We start from the raw sequence: 14938 nt of genomic DNA on the forward strand, positions 1-14938 counted from the left end.
ATGGGAACTATGGACGAAGAAAAACTCAAAGGAAAAGTAATTGTTGATGCCGAAATAACAGGTTATGGCATAACTTTAAAATTAAGTGATGGAACTATCTTTAAATACGAAGCATCTGATGGTGGGTACTCTGTTTGGGATTGGGCAGAAAGCGAGGAATAGAGAATGACACACGAACTTAAAATTTTACCTCAATATTATGAAGATATATTGAGCCGTAATAAAAACTTTGAATTAAGGAAAGATGATAGAAATTATCAAGTAGGTGACTTGATAACGTTTAGAGAGTGGACGGGTAAAAAATACACGGGGGCAGAAATTAGAAATGTGCCTATTGTGTATATCCTCAGAAATGCCGAGAAATACGGACTAAAAGAGGGGTATTGTATTTTAGGCTTAAATCGTTAAAAAGGGAGGAGTAAGAAATGACAAGAGAGCAGGCAAGACGTAAAATCGACTCATTGGATTTTTACTTACAAAACCATACGGATGATTATGGGGAGGAAAGCCACACGGCTATGATGATGGCAATCAAAGCATTAGAGCAAGAGCCTTGCGAAGATGCGGTAAATAGAGCAGAAGTTATTAGAGCGTTTGATAAGTGGATAAAGAGCAGAGAAGATTTTGCGGAGCATCCTGTGTGGTTTGCACGAGATATTGTTAGTATGCCATCCGTAACACCTGTACGCAAGAAAGGCGAGTGGCTTAGAATGTCGGATTTATCAGAACAAGAGGACGATAGATATAGATGTTCACGTTGCGGAAATGTAATTCATTATAAAGACAAAATGAATTTATATACATTTAACAGTTGGTGCGGTAGATGTGGAAGCGATAATGGAAGAAAGATTGAGGTAGGAGTATGACAAGAGAAGATTTGAGAATTCATTGTGAAAAGCAAATCCAACACTGTGAACAGTGGGCAGAATGGAATAGAGAAGAACCACATGGAAAAGTTTATGAAGAACATAAACTCATACTTGAATTGTTAGAACAAGAGCCTTGCGAAGATTGCTGGAGTAAAAAAGAGGTAGTAGACATTATAAATAGGCAAAGATTTGGAATACAGAAAATCAGCATGAGCATTATTAAGGAAAAACTAGAAGCCTTATCATTAGTAACACCTACACGCAATAAAGGTAAGTGGCTTGGAGATAAGGCATATCCAATTTGTCCTAAATGTAATTGCAATATCATAGAGGAATACATATCTTGTTCAGACTATGCAGAAATGTATAAACCTATGAAATTTTGCCCCAAATGTGGAGCAGAAATGGAGGAGGATGAAGAATGAGCAAAGAAAAACAGATACAGGACCAGCAAAGCAAACAGTTAATAGATGGATTGTCAAAAATGCCACCTATGGTAATAGCAGCCGCATATCTTCACGCTATTAACTATACATTGTATGGTGAAGACGTTACAGAAAAGTGGGTAACAGCCACTCAACAGTCGTACGTATTAGAAAAGGCATATAGAAAAGGCTATTATGATGCCTTACAAAGACAGGCAGAAATGGAGGGTGAAGAATGAAATATATAGCAATAATTGATAGTGACGATGAATTATCAGAAGACGCAATCAAAGAGTTAAAAGACACAGTGTTTATAGGGGATGAAGAAACTCCATACGGTTTTAATATTACAAACATTAAGCAAGCACCAAGACCTAGATGTAATCTAAAAGGAATTACAGAAGAAGACTTTTGGGAAAGAGTAGGCTACGACAGAGCATTAAGAGATTGTGGCTTGGATGCCATTACCACAACCATACAAGGCAGAAATGGAGGGTGAAGAATGAGGTGTGAAAGATGTAAAGCATCTTGTGAAATTCACTATGCAGAATCATACGCAATAGATTGGTATTGCGATGCAGGTGTTCCCGAGGATGAAATGAACGAAAATAAAGACGGAGAATGGGGCTGTAATTTACATTGGAAAACCATTCAAAAGCGAATAGAGGAGAACGAAAAGGCTTGGCTAAAAGACAAGGAAGCGTATGTGGAATGGTTCTTAAAGAAAGAAAAGGAGAACGAAGAATGATAGCAATTAAAGATATGGAAATGCCAAAGAGTTGCAAAGAATGTCCTATGTCGCATTATGTTTTCGGAGATGGTTGGGAAATTTGGTGCAATTTCACAAAAAAGAATGTTGCTACTCCAAATCATAACTGTCCTCTAGTAGAAATCATCACTTGCGAGCATTGCAAGTATTGGCACGATGATGGAATTATGACAACTTGCGATAAGAACATTGGCAATGGATTCCCACAAGATTATTTTTGTGGCGATGCAGAAAGGAAAGAATAAATGTTATCGATAACAAATGAAGAACTTAAAAAGCTGATAAAAAAGATGAATTACAAAGGTTGTAAAAATTGTGCTCACCAAATAGCACCATTAAGAATGTGCAAGTGGGCTGAATTAGGTGGTGACGGTCTTTTGCATTCTATTTGTCCTAGATGGGAAGAAAGGAGAGAGTAAATGTTCATAAGAAGAAGCAAATACGAATGTGAAAAGCTAATCGCAAAACAACGAATCGAAACATTAGAACGTATTATTTGTCCTGACGGTCACGATTACAAGAAAGTTGGTACGAAAACGGTTGCTTTTGATACGTTGTTTGGAAATGATTTGGTACACGATGTGTACGTTTGTAGTCGGTGCGGAAAGGTGAGAGAGTAAATGACAGGGGAAGAATTAAAGCAAATTAAGAAACGAGCATTTAATGAAGGTATAGCTAGTGTGTGGAAAGATATAGCAAAGGTAACATCAAGACAAGGTGATTATAACTGTCTTTACAATGCTATACACGGAACAGAGAAGTATCCTAACGGATTTAATGTTCAGATTAACCCAATACACGAATAGGAGAGAGTAAATGGCAGAGTATATAACAAAAGAGCAAGCACTAATGCAATTGACAGGTAGATTTCCTAACGGTATAAGCCTTGAAAAATATATAAGGCTTGTTAACTTTAGGCTAAATGGACTTGAACCCGCAGATGTGGTGGAGCGAGTAGAATATGACAAGATGGTGCAATCATTTAGGGATAGGAATGAAAACCTAAAACAAAATCTTATAAATACTAGAAATAGTTACTTTAAACTCGAAAAAGAAATTACAGAGTTAGAGGTTAAGATTGATAAGGTTATTGGGGAAATAAAAAGTATAGATTTAATAGTCCATGATGGAATAAACCATTACTACAGAAGTGGAGAGGAAATCAAAGCAGCAGTTATTGAAATTTTAAAAATGAATATAGGGGAGCGATAAATGAAACTATATGGTGAAAGTATAATCAACTCAATAGTGGACATATACAGAACAAGTCCTATCAATCCTAACTATCCGCACGGAATGGATTGTAAGATTTGTGAAAAAGCAGGAATTGAATGTTATGCAGATGGCGGTGATGGGTATGAATGTAATACGGGTTATGTCAAATACCTTGAACAAAAATTAACTGAAAGAAAGCAACCTACAGTAAATGCAATCCCTATTCCCGAGGGAGCAACTAACGGAGATGTGGTGAAACTCATGTTTCCAGATGGTGAGTATGGAACTAATGGCAATTTTGTTCATGTATATATCCCATTTGGCAGCATTATTCAGACCATGACTTTTGACCTATCTTGGTGGAACGCACCATATAGAAAGGAGTGGAAGAATGAAACGATATAAATTATTAAAAGAGTCAGACCTTATTCCAAACAATCAGTATGTCGCTATTGTATACTACCCTTATTCATCGCCTAATAGAAATGCTATGTCGGAGTGGGTTTATTATGATGACTATAAACAATGGGGCGGCACGGATAAAGATGTTTCTAAAGTAGTTGACGAGAGTGTAATATCTGTATTGTTTGAATGCAACCCTGAAAGAGCATATGAAATTATGCAAGGTGGATATGAAGAAGATGGAACTTATATTGATATATTAAAAGGATATGATTTCAGATTACAGAAGAAACTTGATGAATATTTAAGCGAGGTGGAAGAATGAAATTGATTGATGTGAATAATATAGACTATGTGAGCCTTGAAGATTCAGAACACAAAATTGAGCATGAAAAAGGTGACGAGGTTTATTGCGTAATAGCAGCGGAAGTAGTACAAGCCATCCCATTAGATAAGGTTAAGCGAGCTAGAGAAGAAATGAAGGATAAGTCGTGTTATGGTTGTTTGCAAATTATGGACAAGCTGATAGCAGAAAGTGAGGTAGAGTAATGGATTTAGGAGCATACGCACAGATAGAAAAAATTGAAAAAATAGCAAAGGCTAACGATATAGAAGTTCCACGCTTGCGTGGGTATAGGCTTATGAAAGACGAAGAAAAAGTTAATTACATCGACCTATTTGATGGCATAGATATAACGTGTGTAGAAGACTTATGCGAATCAGTGCCGTTTTGGTCAACTAAACCATATTATTGGGTGTCAAGTAGTTACACAGATTATCCTAAGCGTTTTTTTTGGAATATAAAGATAACAAACCCGTAAGAGTAAGATGGGAACGAATACACGGATGGAAAAGAAAGAGATTAAAACTTGCTATTCACAACCGCAAAAAGTATATTAAAGCACAATATGATGTATGGAATAAATATGTAGGTCGTGAAGATGTGTTATATATCCATTCGAGGATTGGCGGTGATAATTGGCATCACTATTACAAAGAAGTAGTAGGGAAACCGTGGTTTATTGAAAAAGTAGATGATTGTTTTGATGAAACATACTGTGACATTTATGCACATATTAAGCAGTTAGAAAGCGAGGATGAGGAATGAAAAATAATAAAGTCTATGTCTTAACAGCAGATGGTTGGACATATGGATACGGTTCAGATATATATCTTTTAGGAGTGTTCTTTGATAAGGAAATGGCTGAGGAAAAAGCAAAAGAACATGCAGAAGAACAAGATGATATTTATGTGAAGATAACTGAGATTGAAGCGAATAAGATATTCCCATTAAAAACGAATGACATGAAAGAAAACACCAATGATTATTATTTAGGAGGTTATATTGAATGACAATTAAGGAATTATACGAAATGGCAAAAGCTAACCATATTGAAAATTTTAATATAGAAATTCAATATCGTGATGGTGGCGGATATTACGAAGGTACTTCTGAATTAATGGAAGAAGAAATCGAGGTAAACGATACACAAAAAACAGTAATATTATAAAGGAGTTGTAAAAATGAGCAGTGTAAGCAGTTCAGTAGAATTATGGCTTAGCAAAGAAGACAAAGAATTGTTGAAAAAAGCAATTGCAAAGATTGAAGACATCAAGCAAGCTTTGTGGAATGAGGATTTGTTCTTAGAAGGGCAAGATATTTACTACGAACTTGAAAAAGAGTATCGTCAGCATGATTGCAAATTGCCGACAATAATTGATATTAGCGAGTGAGGCAAGAAAAATGAAAGTAACACAAACGATTGAATTAACAGATGCAGAAAGAATAACCGTGCAGAAATTTCTTAAATTAAGTGACGATATATCAAGCATGACGAGAATTTCAATGAGCGATGTTTTTGAATATTTCGTAGATAATGCAGATATTCAGGATGATGATACTTATGTAATTAGCGAATTGCATCAAATAAATGATATGTAAGGAAGTGAGTTCATGTTAAGAAAAAGACGTTTTAATCGAATTATAAAAGATGCAGAAAAGAAGTTTAAGGATAAATACGGAGTATTTGTCTTTGTCGAGGAGTTTTTAAACGGAAATAATCGTAACTTATATAAAAACATATGCTGTAGAAATAATTGTGATGACCAATTTGTTGCACTCCCAAAGCCGTATATATCCGCAGTGTTTTCAAGTAAGGAAGAAGCAGAAAAGGCGGGAAGTGTTTTGCGAGGATATTTTAAGACAGTCATTACTTCGCCCGAAAGTTTGTTTGACATTATGGTGAAAATGAACTTTGGGTGCGATTTTACTTGTTTCCCAAATGCAGATAAGGCGGTGATTGAAAGTAATAGATAAGGTTTGGTCAAAAAGGGCAGGCGAAAGCGACTTTGCTTTTTTGCAAAGAGCGGCAAGAGGGATTACTAAAAGGTATCAGACAAGTATAGATATTGCTGAAAAAGAGAACTTTTCGTTTTATGCGAAAAATAGATTATTTAAAATCACAGTAAAAAGAGGCAGATGTATCGTAGAGTATTAAGGAGGAAACATAGTGGATAGACTTTTTATTAAAGCCAAAACGTGGCTTGAAACCAACGAGAAGAACAAAAATGTCATTCGGGCAATGCGTATTTTATCAAAACTTTTTGTACGGAAATAATTTTTATGTACTTATCCTTTAGAAAAGGAGGAAAATGCATGAAAAAGAAACTAATTGCACTAATGTTAACTTGTGTTATGACCGTCATGCCAATGAGTGCATTTGCAAATATCACAATGGAAAAGACAGGAGAAGCCGTTGATGCTAAGCTGTCTGAAACTTCGTATACCTATGATGAAGACTCGCATATCCCTGAGGTTTATTTCAGTTATTACGGGCTTTCGTTAATTGAAAAGACACATTATACAATTTATGGTGTGTATTCTGATGCAAATTGCACAACAAAAGTGAAAAAGCCGAAAGAAGTCGGCACGTATTACTTAAAATGCTATGCAGTAAGTGGAAGTGGTTTTGTAGGAAGTGAAACACTTCCTTATCAGATTACGGGGGTTTCGGCGAAAAAGCTAAAAATCACGTTAAAGACAACTTCTTATGACTATGATGGGAAAGCAAAAGAGCCGTCTGTTACTGTAAAATATGCAAATGGAACAAGTGTGGATAAAGACGATTATACCGTCACTTATTCTAATAACAAAAATGCAGGTACGGCAAAAGTTACCATTGCAGGAACAGGAAATATTACAGGAAGTGTTACAAAGACCTTTAAAATCAAAAAGGTTGCATCAAGCACATCTGTAAAAAACGAAAGCAAGACGTATAGTTATTCCAAAACCTCAGCAAGGAGTTTTAAGATTGGAGCAAGCAATACGTCAGGGGGCAAGATTACTTATTCCATTACAAAATATCCGAGTGGTGGGAAAAAGTATATAAAGGTAAGTTCAAAAGGAGTGGTGACGCTCAAAAAGAAAGCACCAAAAGGCACTTATAAAATTAAAGTAACATCAAAGGCAACTACGAATTATAAAAAATCGTCAGCAACGGTTGTGGTAACGGTTAAATAAGGTAAAAGGAGAGCAAGGATAATAGTCTTTGCTCTTTTTTTTATGCCAAAAATGCCTTTTGTGTACTTATATAAAAAAAAAATAGAAAGGAGATTTTTTATGACAAATAACGCAAAAATATTTGCAGAAAGTATTGGGAACGGAAAGAAAATAAGAAAACCGCCCAAAGAAGACTTAAAAAAGGGAGCAATTGTATATGTCATTGCCCTTGCTTTACTTGTTTATGTGGTAGGTGTGCTAGTTAATTTTGGCAAAACATCAAAATTGTCGTTTGGCTTTCACCTATACGCCTTTACTTCGTCAGCAGGAAATATGATGTTTGTAATCTTTGTGATTGCAATAAGTGCTTTGTTTTTCTACGCATTGTTCGTAGGGGAAAGTGACGATTTAATTGAAATGAACGGAGTGAAGTATAAAAGAAGTGGACCATATGGAAATTCTCATGAACTATCATATAGAGAACTTCCTGATGCTTTTGGCTTGCATGATTCCGTTTTGGAAACAAAGGATATTATATTAGGAATTAAAGACAAAAAATGGTTGTCCGTGGATATTAACGCAACGACTAATAAAAACATAGCCATTTGTGGACCACAGGGTTCAGGAAAATCCGTGTGGTTACAGTCCTATATTTTCCAATGTGCAAAAAGAGGCGAGTCTATCATGGTAAACGACTCAAAAGGAGAGCTTTACCGAGATAATTTGTATTATCTGAAAAAGCAGGGCTATGAAGTGTATCAATGGAATGTTATTCCCGAAGCACGAATCCACTCTGATGCATGGAATTTAATGAATGAGTTTTTGGGAAATGATGACCTTTCCGTAGAACGAGTTGACCAATTAACAGAGGCAATGGTTGTTATTACAGGTGGAGATAAAGAAGAAAAGTTCTACCATGACCTTGCAGTTTCCTTGTGGTCGTCCGCAATTCACTATGCAAGAACAGAGATTCCGCATTGCACAATTGGAGATGTCTATAATTTGTTCACCATGAACACAAAGGACGAACTGAAAGCAAAGATTACCGCCTTGCCGTCCTCTCACCCTGCACAAATCTCATTTAAAGGTTTTTCAGATATTAAAAGTGACTCTATTCAGGACTCCGCTTATATGGGAATCCGTTCAAGATTTCATTTTTTAAGTTCTGAAATTTGTCAGCAGATGCTTGGAAATGATGGTATTCATATCAATGATTTGGCAGATAAAAAGGTTGCTGTCTTTGTTATCAATAACGATTCATCAAACCCATATATGCCAATGCTGACACTGTTTTTTAAAACCGCCTTTTCAAAACTTTTCACTTATGCAATGGGAAATGGGCTTGGAAAGTGTAAAGTTCCTGTCAATATTTTGCTTGATGAGTTTCCAACCGTTGGAACGATTGATGACTTTAAACATAGACTTGCTCTTGCGAGAAGTTTAAATATTGCCGTTGTACTGATTTTCCAAAATATTCCACAGATGCAAAATAGATTTCCAAATGGAGAATGGGAAGAATATTTGGCGGGTTGTTCGTATAAAGTTTGCCTCGGCGTTGGGGATAACACAACCGCTGATTGGTTTTCAAAGCTTAGTGGAACGACAGGAATTGAAGTTAATACGGTAAAGAAAGATTATAAGACAATTCGAATGACGGATTATACCCCCGGTTATGCCGAGTCAACGGGATATGGTAAAAAACCTGCTCTTATGCCTGATGATTTGCTTGCAATCGGACAAGGTGTTTATGATGGAGATGACGAAAAGACCGATTTTTGCTATATCTTTGTCACAGGTGGATATGATGGATTTTTAAAGGTAGGAAAGCCAAAGTATTATAAAATGCCTGAATGTGCAAAAATGCGTAAGATTCCGTATAGTCATTTAACTCCGCTTTGGCGAGTAGGAGATGATTATACAACGGATAAGGTAACGGGAGATGAAATTATTGACGTTGACGCATTGATTGAAGATGCCGAAAAGACGGATACCTATGTTGTTACAGACCCGTATGGACAAGAAATCGTAGAATCAAGAGTCGTTTTGCATGAATCTATCCGTTCGAGCGTAGAAAAAGAATTAAAAGCAATGATTAAAAAGTATAAGGTGGAAGGCAGATTCCCAAATGGAGATGCGTTCTTTGATGCAGACGGGCATGAAGTAGAAGAAGAAGTTTTTGAGGACATTCCAAAGAAAACTTTAAAATCTATGAAAGAGCAAAAGATTGCAAGTGTGACCGAAGAAGATGAGGAAACAATTCATGAGGCAAAAGAGGAAGAAAATGCCTTAAAAGAGCAGATGGAGGAACTTTTGAAACAGCAAAGAGAATTTATGGAGAGGCAAAAAGAACAACAAGAGTTTATGCAACAGCAAAAGGCAGAACTTGAAAAGCTAAAAGAGGAAAAAGCATCTTTAGAAAAAGAACTTCGGGAGAAAGAATCTCATAAAGAAGAAAAAGATAAATCAAAAGAAGATACTCCACCTGCAAAACAAGAAGAGAATCCTCATACAAAGCAAGAGGGAACTCCTGCTACAAGACAAAAGCCGAAAAGAGATAACCAACCCGTAAGAGAATCAGGGCTTTCAAATACGGATATTTTCAACTTTTTGTAGAAGAAAACGAACAAACCTAAAAGCCCCAAAAACCGTATAAATACAGCATTTATAAGCACCAAGTGTCCAAAATTACCCACTATATGGATACTTGGTGTACTTATTTTATGAAGGGTGAAAGCTCTTAGAATAATATCGAAAAAGGAGGGTGCAAACTATGGCAGATGAAAAACCAATTGACGAAAACATCCGTGTTTCAGACGAAGATTTAGAAATGGAAATGTCTGAAATGGATATGCCTGATGAAGTGCAAGAGCCAAGCGAGCCTGAAAAAACGCAGGAAACAGACAAGTCTGATGAAACAAAGGAACAGGCAAAGAAGGAAGAAACACCAAAAAAGGCAGCGTCAAAATCTGTTACACCGAAAAAGAAAAAGAGTGTTCTTCGGATTAACGAAGATGCTCCTGACTACGAAGAAGATGAAGCTAGTGAGTCTTATTGGAATGACATTCGCACATCAGCACGAACAAAGAAAGTTCTTACAGGTCTGATTGCATCTGTAGAAGCTCATAAGATTGGAGATGCGAAAGTCACACTTGTAGTTGTGTCTTATCACAGCTATCGGGTAATGATTCCAATTGATGAGATGAACATTGCAAGCACAGGTAGACAGTTCTCTGTGCCTGAGCAGATTCGTATTGCAAACACCATGATTGGAGCGGAAGTTGACTTTATCGTGACAAATGTACGAGAAAAGGACAGACAGTGCATGGGTTCACGAAAGGGAGCAATGGAGGCAAAGCGAAGAGATTTTTACTTAGCGAAAAAGCCAAAGATTACAAAAGGAACAATTGTTGAAGCAAGAGTGATTGCGGTAACAGAACAGATTGTTCGTTTGGAAGTATTTGGAGTTGAAGTATTTGCAAGAGTCTTTGATTTCGATAAGAGATGGACGGCAGATGCAAGAGAAAGATACTTTATTGGACAGCGAATCGTTGTTTCTATCAAAAATGTTGTAATTGGAGAAGATGGCAGCGTAAAAATCGAAGTTGGAGATAAGAACTTAGACCAAATTCCCGTACCTGAGTGTGTACGAGGTGGAAAGTATTTAGGTCAGGTTACGGCGACCGCAAATGGTGCGTATTTTATTCGTTTACAGATTGGAGCAAATGCGATTGCACATTCAGCGGAAACAGGTTATCCCCTTCCGTGTAAACGAGATGATGTAGTGTTTGTTTGTACGAAGCAGGACGAAGATACAGGCTGTGCGTATGGAGTCATCACACGAATTGTAAGACCTGCTAGGTAAATATAAAAGGAAGGACGAGAAAAGTAGTGAATTTAAGACCAATTGACAATTATGCTTTTTGTGTCCAAAGGGATATTGAGCAGATAAAAAAATACTTGCTTGTTTGTTTGATAGTTGGAATCACTCTTAGCGGAATTTTGGGAATTGTCTCCCCACCTCTTGTCTTAGTTGGAGTTTTACTAACCGCTCTTAGTGAATTTTCACTTACCAAAACTTTGAATAAGAAAAAAGAAGAGGTTTCCGACTATCGTAAATCGACAATAAAACTAACAAAAGAGCGGTTTGAGGTTGTACAATCAGCCCCAAATTTAACATATGAAACCTTGTCATTACCTGTATCAAGCATTAAAAAACTTGTGATAGGAAGTGATTATTCATCATTTTATGTGTATATGACTGAGGGTGAGTATGTAGAAATCAATGGCATCTTGCAAGAAAGTAACATTTTCTTAGTTGATACAAGAGCCTATGACAAAAAAGATATACTCACGCTGTTTCAAGAGTTAATGATATATACGGATGATGTAGAAGGAAATATGTCAAATTTAAAAGGAAAGAGCGTTGGAAAGTTAATTAAAAACGCATCTATCTATAGTGTAGGGCTGATTATTTTTACCATCGCTATAGGCGTTTACAAATACATTGGAGGATTTTAACATGAGAGGAACAGTAAAGTGGTATAACGCAGGCAGAGGCTATGGGTTTATCGCAGGAGAGAACGGAACAGAGTACTTTGCTCATCATTCAAACATTAAAGCAGAAGGCTTTCGTAGACTTAGACAAGGACACAAGGTCGAATTTGATGTAGGAAAAGATGAAAAGGGCAGAGAACTTGCAGAGTCTATTGTGGAATTTTAAGAAAGGAGTTTATTTATGAGAGAAATTTTTGAAGAGTATGGCGGAGCAATTATTACAGCTATTGTAATTGTAGCATTTATTGTTGTTATGGTTGCACTGATTAAGAACGGAGTATTGACAGACCAGTTTGAAGCATTGATTGAGAACTTCTCAAATAATGCAGATAGTGCATCAGGATTAGGATAAAAGTCGATAAACTTCTCGGCTTGACTGACAGGCGAGGTGAAATATCCTCGCCTATTTTATTAAATGAGAAAGGGAACGAAAGATGCAAAACAAAGAATTAAAAATTGAAAAAACACAATTTGGACCATTTGCTAAATATATTGAAAACGAAGACATCACGGATGTGGATTATAACGGAAGAGATATTTGGCTTACAAATGTAAAGAGCGGACGAAAGAAGATTAGTGCTAAGGAAGCAGGGGTAACACAAGACTTTGTTGTGAAGTTTTCACAGATTGTTTCAAATGCCGTAAGTGGCTCGTTAAATCAGATGAATCCTGTATTAGAGGCTGAAACAAAAACACTTAGAATTAGTATTGTGCATGAATCAAAGGCAGTAAGCGGAAGAAGCATTTGTCTTAGAAAATCACTTGGACGTATGCGACTTACGACAGAAAATATCTTGGAAGATAAATATTTGCCACCCGAAGCACTTGCATTTTTTATCAATGGAATTAAGGCAAAACTTAATTTTGTTTTTTGCGGAGAGCCGGGAGCAGGAAAGACGGAAATTTCTAAGTATGTGTCACAATTCATTAACCCGACTGAAAGAGTTATTACGATTGAAGATAACCTTGAATGGCATTACTCCTCTATTAACCCAACTGCTGATAGCGTAGAGCTTAAGGTAGACGATAGAATTTTCACTTATGTAGATGCAATCAAGGCTTGCCTTAGACAGAATCCAAAGTGGATTATGCTGTCAGAAGCTCGCTCGGTAGAGGCAAAGTATTTGCTTGAATCTTTGTCTACAGGTGTTCACGGAATCACTACTATCCATTGCGATGATGTACGCAAAGTTCCTGCACGACTTTTAAATATGATGGAATCAAGAGAAGATGCAGACAGACTTGAAAATGATGCATATGAATTTATTGATGTAGTCGCACTTGTTCGTAAGAAGGCAAAGCATGACGGAACATCATTTAGATACATTGACCAAATCGGGCTTTTGTCAGTAGAAAATGGAGAAAAGAAAATCACAATGATTATGACGAATGGAAAGATGACAACGCAAAACTTGCCTTCGTCCATTTTAAATAAGTTCCATTTTGCAGATATTATCAGTCCTTTTGAAAATGCATATGTAAATGATGCATTAAATGGTCAGGCGGGAGCAAGCGAATTTGATTATCGCAGAGCAGAAGATGTGCAGAGTTTTTTAGAGGAGGAAGATAATGGATAAAGAAACGAAGCGGAGAGAAAAACAAATCGTTAAAGAAGAAATGCGAAAGCAAAAGGCATTAAAAAAGCATTATAAAGAAGATGATGAGTTTTACGACCGCAATAATGAGTTGTTAAAAGAGAGGGTAAAGAAAAGGAAAAATCCATTTAAGGAAATTAGGGATTACGGATATAAGGTAAACCCACTTCATTACCTTTTAGGGATTTTGATTTGCTTTGAATTTTGCGTTTTGTTCCATTTTGTTTTCTATTTTGGAATTAAGACGTCGATTCCGATTTTTGCAACCTTTATGGTTATCATGCCGTATTTGATGCGAAATCACTATAAGAATAAATACGAGCTTAGACGGTTTCGAGATGTCAATGTTTATGTAAAGCAGATGCTGTATTCGTTCAAAAGACATAGCAAGATTTTAGATGCACTTGAAGATGTTCATAAGATTTTCCCCGAAGGAGAAATGAAAACAGCTATTGCAGATGCTATTTTTGAAATCAAAAATCCAACCTCAGCCGATTATACGCAAATTGAAGAAGGCGGTTTGGCGATTATTGAGCGAAAGTTCAAGAATAAAAACATCATGAGTCTTCATTCTTTCATGCTAAAGGTAGAGGCAATGGGTGGCGACCCGAATGCAGCGGCAGACATTTTGTTGGAAGAGCGAGAACTTTGGGAGTCAAGGACAAATGTTTATAAAGGCAATGTAAAGCATAAAAGAGTGCTTGTCATTATTTCCGTTATCCTTGCAACAGGACTTACGGCAATGATGCTCCATTTGTTCCCAAATGGTGTTGCAGATGAATTTACGAATGTAAAAGAAGCGGTAGCAACAAATTCTACTGTTTTGCTTATTGATATGGCGGCAATTATTATAAACCTGCTTATTTTGACAAAAGCAGATTCAAGACTTGCCGTGTCACTCATTTCACGAAAAGTCCTTCGTACAGATGATGAAATGGAGATTTTGTATGAGAAATACACAAGTTATGATGCAAAGAAGGCAAAAGTATCAGGTGCAATTTTTGCAGGTATCTTCTTTGTCGTTGGCTTAGTGTTCTTCTTAGCAAAAGATGCGTCCTTCGTTATGCTTTTGTTCTCCCTTGTGTCATGGGTAATTGGCTTTATGATGGCTGTTTTTGGACCACTCGACCATGCTTTAAAGGGTTTTGTTATTAAAAAAGACTTGCAGACCGCTTTCCCTGAATGGATGAGTGAAATCGGACTTGCAATTCAAAGTGATAACGTACAGGTTTCCATCTTTAAATCAAGAAAAACTTGTGCAGGAGTTATGCGAAAAGAATTAGATGCTTTGATTCAAGGCATTAACGATGAACCTGATAAGGTTGAGCCGTATTTAAACTTTTTTAAAGACTTTAATTCTTCGTTTATCACCACGTCTATGCAGATGCTTTATTCCTTGTCAGAAGGAACAGGCGGTAATGCAGAAGAGCAGATTGCAACCATTATTTCCGAAGTAAACAAAGAAGCAGATAGAGCGGAGACAAAGGCAGATGAAAACTCTCTTGCAGGTCTTGAAATGCTTTTCTTATTGCCAACGCTCGTTGCCTCTATTGCAATGATTGTGCAGATGTTTTGCTTATTGTTTAACGTATTTTAAAGGAGGGATAGTA

General features: G+C 36.6%; 29 protein-coding genes. All 29 read left to right on the plus strand.

From position 1 onward, the window contains the following. Nucleotides 1-9: 9 nt before the first annotated feature. The 29 genes from BLS20_RS13705 (at nt 10) to BLS20_RS05650 (ending at nt 14925) form a co-directional block, all read left to right on the plus strand. Entirely contained in the window at nt 10-162 is a 153-nt protein-coding gene (locus BLS20_RS13705) for a hypothetical protein (RefSeq protein WP_176762302.1), read from the plus strand. Between the two features lie 3 nt (nt 163-165). Further along, on the plus strand, nt 166-408 hold the full coding sequence (locus BLS20_RS05520; RefSeq protein ID WP_090173092.1) for a DUF3850 domain-containing protein: 243 nt from the start codon (nt 166-168) through the stop codon (nt 406-408). A gap of 17 nt (nt 409-425) precedes the next feature. Then, complete coding sequence (locus tag BLS20_RS05525; protein ID WP_090173094.1) at nt 426-866, plus strand: hypothetical protein; 441 nt, start codon at nt 426-428, stop codon at nt 864-866. Further along, a complete protein-coding gene (locus BLS20_RS05530) occupies nt 863-1294 on the plus strand; it encodes a hypothetical protein (protein WP_090173096.1) in 432 nt (143 codons plus the stop codon). Before BLS20_RS05525 ends, BLS20_RS05530 begins: the two co-directional genes overlap by 4 nt. After that, nucleotides 1291-1533, plus strand: coding sequence for a hypothetical protein (locus tag BLS20_RS05535; RefSeq protein ID WP_090173098.1), 243 nt, complete (start codon nt 1291-1293; stop codon nt 1531-1533). Before BLS20_RS05530 ends, BLS20_RS05535 begins: the two co-directional genes overlap by 4 nt. After that, nucleotides 1530-1793 (plus strand): hypothetical protein, encoded by a 264-nt coding sequence (locus BLS20_RS05540; protein WP_090173100.1) that lies wholly within the window; start codon nt 1530-1532, stop codon nt 1791-1793. Before BLS20_RS05535 ends, BLS20_RS05540 begins: the two co-directional genes overlap by 4 nt. 3 nt (nt 1794-1796) lie before the next feature. Continuing rightward, on the plus strand, nt 1797-2042 hold the full coding sequence (locus BLS20_RS05545; protein WP_090173102.1) for a hypothetical protein: 246 nt from the start codon (nt 1797-1799) through the stop codon (nt 2040-2042). After that, nucleotides 2039-2308, plus strand: coding sequence for a hypothetical protein (locus tag BLS20_RS05550; protein ID WP_090173104.1), 270 nt, complete (start codon nt 2039-2041; stop codon nt 2306-2308). The genes BLS20_RS05545 and BLS20_RS05550 overlap by 4 nt, the downstream gene beginning before the upstream one ends. 174 nt (nt 2309-2482) lie before the next feature. Beyond that, nucleotides 2483-2683: a hypothetical protein gene (locus tag BLS20_RS05555; RefSeq protein WP_090173107.1), complete on the plus strand. Its 201-nt coding sequence runs from the start codon at nt 2483-2485 to the stop codon at nt 2681-2683. Beyond that, nucleotides 2684-2869 (plus strand): hypothetical protein, encoded by a 186-nt coding sequence (locus BLS20_RS05560; RefSeq protein WP_090173109.1) that lies wholly within the window; start codon nt 2684-2686, stop codon nt 2867-2869. A gap of 10 nt (nt 2870-2879) precedes the next feature. Next, a complete protein-coding gene (locus BLS20_RS05565) occupies nt 2880-3275 on the plus strand; it encodes a hypothetical protein (protein WP_090173111.1) in 396 nt (131 codons plus the stop codon). Then, the gene (locus BLS20_RS05570) at nt 3276-3683 is read left to right on the plus strand and encodes a hypothetical protein (protein WP_090173113.1); all 408 of its coding nucleotides are present in this window, start codon (nt 3276-3278) and stop codon (nt 3681-3683) included. After that, nucleotides 3670-4005: a hypothetical protein gene (locus BLS20_RS05575; RefSeq protein ID WP_090173115.1), complete on the plus strand. Its 336-nt coding sequence runs from the start codon at nt 3670-3672 to the stop codon at nt 4003-4005. The genes BLS20_RS05570 and BLS20_RS05575 overlap by 14 nt, the downstream gene beginning before the upstream one ends. After that, nucleotides 4002-4229, plus strand: a complete 228-nt coding sequence (locus tag BLS20_RS05580; protein WP_090173117.1) for a hypothetical protein — start codon at nt 4002-4004, stop codon at nt 4227-4229. The genes BLS20_RS05575 and BLS20_RS05580 overlap by 4 nt, the downstream gene beginning before the upstream one ends. Beyond that, nucleotides 4229-4501: a hypothetical protein gene (locus tag BLS20_RS05585; protein WP_090173120.1), complete on the plus strand. Its 273-nt coding sequence runs from the start codon at nt 4229-4231 to the stop codon at nt 4499-4501. Before BLS20_RS05580 ends, BLS20_RS05585 begins: the two co-directional genes overlap by 1 nt. Further along, nucleotides 4474-4788: a hypothetical protein gene (locus BLS20_RS05590; RefSeq protein WP_090173122.1), complete on the plus strand. Its 315-nt coding sequence runs from the start codon at nt 4474-4476 to the stop codon at nt 4786-4788. Before BLS20_RS05585 ends, BLS20_RS05590 begins: the two co-directional genes overlap by 28 nt. After that, nucleotides 4785-5033 carry a DUF7336 domain-containing protein gene (locus tag BLS20_RS05595; RefSeq protein ID WP_090173124.1) on the plus strand — a complete coding sequence of 83 codons (249 nt, stop codon included), beginning with the start codon at nt 4785-4787 and terminating at the stop codon, nt 5031-5033. The genes BLS20_RS05590 and BLS20_RS05595 overlap by 4 nt, the downstream gene beginning before the upstream one ends. Then, the gene (locus tag BLS20_RS13710) at nt 5030-5191 is read left to right on the plus strand and encodes a hypothetical protein (RefSeq protein WP_176762303.1); all 162 of its coding nucleotides are present in this window, start codon (nt 5030-5032) and stop codon (nt 5189-5191) included. The genes BLS20_RS05595 and BLS20_RS13710 overlap by 4 nt, the downstream gene beginning before the upstream one ends. 13 nt (nt 5192-5204) lie before the next feature. Then, nucleotides 5205-5414, plus strand: coding sequence for a hypothetical protein (locus BLS20_RS05600; protein WP_090173126.1), 210 nt, complete (start codon nt 5205-5207; stop codon nt 5412-5414). Nucleotides 5415-5424: 10 nt separating this feature from the next. Next, complete coding sequence (locus BLS20_RS05605) at nt 5425-5622, plus strand: hypothetical protein (protein WP_090173128.1); 198 nt, start codon at nt 5425-5427, stop codon at nt 5620-5622. A gap of 12 nt (nt 5623-5634) precedes the next feature. Then, the gene (locus BLS20_RS05610) at nt 5635-5997 is read left to right on the plus strand and encodes a hypothetical protein (RefSeq protein ID WP_090173130.1); all 363 of its coding nucleotides are present in this window, start codon (nt 5635-5637) and stop codon (nt 5995-5997) included. A 339-nt stretch (nt 5998-6336) separates the two neighbouring features. After that, nucleotides 6337-7200 carry a hypothetical protein gene (locus BLS20_RS05620; RefSeq protein ID WP_090173134.1) on the plus strand — a complete coding sequence of 288 codons (864 nt, stop codon included), beginning with the start codon at nt 6337-6339 and terminating at the stop codon, nt 7198-7200. A gap of 99 nt (nt 7201-7299) precedes the next feature. Next, the gene (locus tag BLS20_RS05625; protein WP_176762304.1) at nt 7300-9792 is read left to right on the plus strand and encodes a type IV secretory system conjugative DNA transfer family protein; all 2493 of its coding nucleotides are present in this window, start codon (nt 7300-7302) and stop codon (nt 9790-9792) included. A gap of 157 nt (nt 9793-9949) precedes the next feature. Next, a complete protein-coding gene (locus tag BLS20_RS05630; RefSeq protein WP_090173137.1) occupies nt 9950-11041 on the plus strand; it encodes a S1 domain-containing protein in 1092 nt (363 codons plus the stop codon). 26 nt (nt 11042-11067) lie between these two features. After that, nucleotides 11068-11697, plus strand: a complete 630-nt coding sequence (locus BLS20_RS05635; protein ID WP_090173138.1) for a hypothetical protein — start codon at nt 11068-11070, stop codon at nt 11695-11697. 1 nt (nt 11698) lies between these two features. Beyond that, on the plus strand, nt 11699-11899 hold the full coding sequence (locus tag BLS20_RS05640; RefSeq protein ID WP_090173140.1) for a cold-shock protein: 201 nt from the start codon (nt 11699-11701) through the stop codon (nt 11897-11899). A 15-nt stretch (nt 11900-11914) separates the two neighbouring features. Beyond that, nucleotides 11915-12085: a hypothetical protein gene (locus tag BLS20_RS13715; RefSeq protein ID WP_176762305.1), complete on the plus strand. Its 171-nt coding sequence runs from the start codon at nt 11915-11917 to the stop codon at nt 12083-12085. A gap of 82 nt (nt 12086-12167) precedes the next feature. Next, on the plus strand, nt 12168-13310 hold the full coding sequence (locus BLS20_RS05645) for an ATPase, T2SS/T4P/T4SS family (RefSeq protein ID WP_090173142.1): 1143 nt from the start codon (nt 12168-12170) through the stop codon (nt 13308-13310). Next, nucleotides 13303-14925: a hypothetical protein gene (locus BLS20_RS05650; RefSeq protein WP_090173144.1), complete on the plus strand. Its 1623-nt coding sequence runs from the start codon at nt 13303-13305 to the stop codon at nt 14923-14925. Before BLS20_RS05645 ends, BLS20_RS05650 begins: the two co-directional genes overlap by 8 nt. The last annotated feature ends 13 nt before the right edge of the window (nt 14926-14938 follow it).

It is taken from the genome of Eubacterium oxidoreducens, from assembly GCF_900104415.1.
In the GTDB taxonomy this organism is placed as follows: Bacteria; Bacillota; Clostridia; order Lachnospirales; family Lachnospiraceae; genus Eubacterium_C; species Eubacterium_C oxidoreducens.

Coding starts and splice junctions, on each gene's coding strand:
- BLS20_RS13705 (WP_176762302.1), top strand. CDS start 10: ATGGACGAAGAAAAACTCAAAGGAAAAGTAATTGTTGATGCCGAAATA.
- BLS20_RS05520 (WP_090173092.1), top strand. CDS start 166: ATGACACACGAACTTAAAATTTTACCTCAATATTATGAAGATATATTG.
- BLS20_RS05525 (WP_090173094.1), top strand. CDS start 426: ATGACAAGAGAGCAGGCAAGACGTAAAATCGACTCATTGGATTTTTAC.
- BLS20_RS05530 (WP_090173096.1), top strand. CDS start 863: ATGACAAGAGAAGATTTGAGAATTCATTGTGAAAAGCAAATCCAACAC.
- BLS20_RS05535 (WP_090173098.1), top strand. CDS start 1,291: ATGAGCAAAGAAAAACAGATACAGGACCAGCAAAGCAAACAGTTAATA.
- BLS20_RS05540 (WP_090173100.1), top strand. CDS start 1,530: ATGAAATATATAGCAATAATTGATAGTGACGATGAATTATCAGAAGAC.
- BLS20_RS05545 (WP_090173102.1), top strand. CDS start 1,797: ATGAGGTGTGAAAGATGTAAAGCATCTTGTGAAATTCACTATGCAGAA.
- BLS20_RS05550 (WP_090173104.1), top strand. CDS start 2,039: ATGATAGCAATTAAAGATATGGAAATGCCAAAGAGTTGCAAAGAATGT.
- BLS20_RS05555 (WP_090173107.1), top strand. CDS start 2,483: ATGTTCATAAGAAGAAGCAAATACGAATGTGAAAAGCTAATCGCAAAA.
- BLS20_RS05560 (WP_090173109.1), top strand. CDS start 2,684: ATGACAGGGGAAGAATTAAAGCAAATTAAGAAACGAGCATTTAATGAA.
- BLS20_RS05565 (WP_090173111.1), top strand. CDS start 2,880: ATGGCAGAGTATATAACAAAAGAGCAAGCACTAATGCAATTGACAGGT.
- BLS20_RS05570 (WP_090173113.1), top strand. CDS start 3,276: ATGAAACTATATGGTGAAAGTATAATCAACTCAATAGTGGACATATAC.
- BLS20_RS05575 (WP_090173115.1), top strand. CDS start 3,670: ATGAAACGATATAAATTATTAAAAGAGTCAGACCTTATTCCAAACAAT.
- BLS20_RS05580 (WP_090173117.1), top strand. CDS start 4,002: ATGAAATTGATTGATGTGAATAATATAGACTATGTGAGCCTTGAAGAT.
- BLS20_RS05585 (WP_090173120.1), top strand. CDS start 4,229: ATGGATTTAGGAGCATACGCACAGATAGAAAAAATTGAAAAAATAGCA.
- BLS20_RS05595 (WP_090173124.1), top strand. CDS start 4,785: ATGAAAAATAATAAAGTCTATGTCTTAACAGCAGATGGTTGGACATAT.
- BLS20_RS13710 (WP_176762303.1), top strand. CDS start 5,030: ATGACAATTAAGGAATTATACGAAATGGCAAAAGCTAACCATATTGAA.
- BLS20_RS05600 (WP_090173126.1), top strand. CDS start 5,205: ATGAGCAGTGTAAGCAGTTCAGTAGAATTATGGCTTAGCAAAGAAGAC.
- BLS20_RS05605 (WP_090173128.1), top strand. CDS start 5,425: ATGAAAGTAACACAAACGATTGAATTAACAGATGCAGAAAGAATAACC.
- BLS20_RS05610 (WP_090173130.1), top strand. CDS start 5,635: ATGTTAAGAAAAAGACGTTTTAATCGAATTATAAAAGATGCAGAAAAG.
- BLS20_RS05620 (WP_090173134.1), top strand. CDS start 6,337: ATGAAAAAGAAACTAATTGCACTAATGTTAACTTGTGTTATGACCGTC.
- BLS20_RS05625 (WP_176762304.1), top strand. CDS start 7,300: ATGACAAATAACGCAAAAATATTTGCAGAAAGTATTGGGAACGGAAAG.
- BLS20_RS05630 (WP_090173137.1), top strand. CDS start 9,950: ATGGCAGATGAAAAACCAATTGACGAAAACATCCGTGTTTCAGACGAA.
- BLS20_RS05640 (WP_090173140.1), top strand. CDS start 11,699: ATGAGAGGAACAGTAAAGTGGTATAACGCAGGCAGAGGCTATGGGTTT.
- BLS20_RS13715 (WP_176762305.1), top strand. CDS start 11,915: ATGAGAGAAATTTTTGAAGAGTATGGCGGAGCAATTATTACAGCTATT.
- BLS20_RS05645 (WP_090173142.1), top strand. CDS start 12,168: ATGCAAAACAAAGAATTAAAAATTGAAAAAACACAATTTGGACCATTT.
- BLS20_RS05650 (WP_090173144.1), top strand. CDS start 13,303: ATGGATAAAGAAACGAAGCGGAGAGAAAAACAAATCGTTAAAGAAGAA.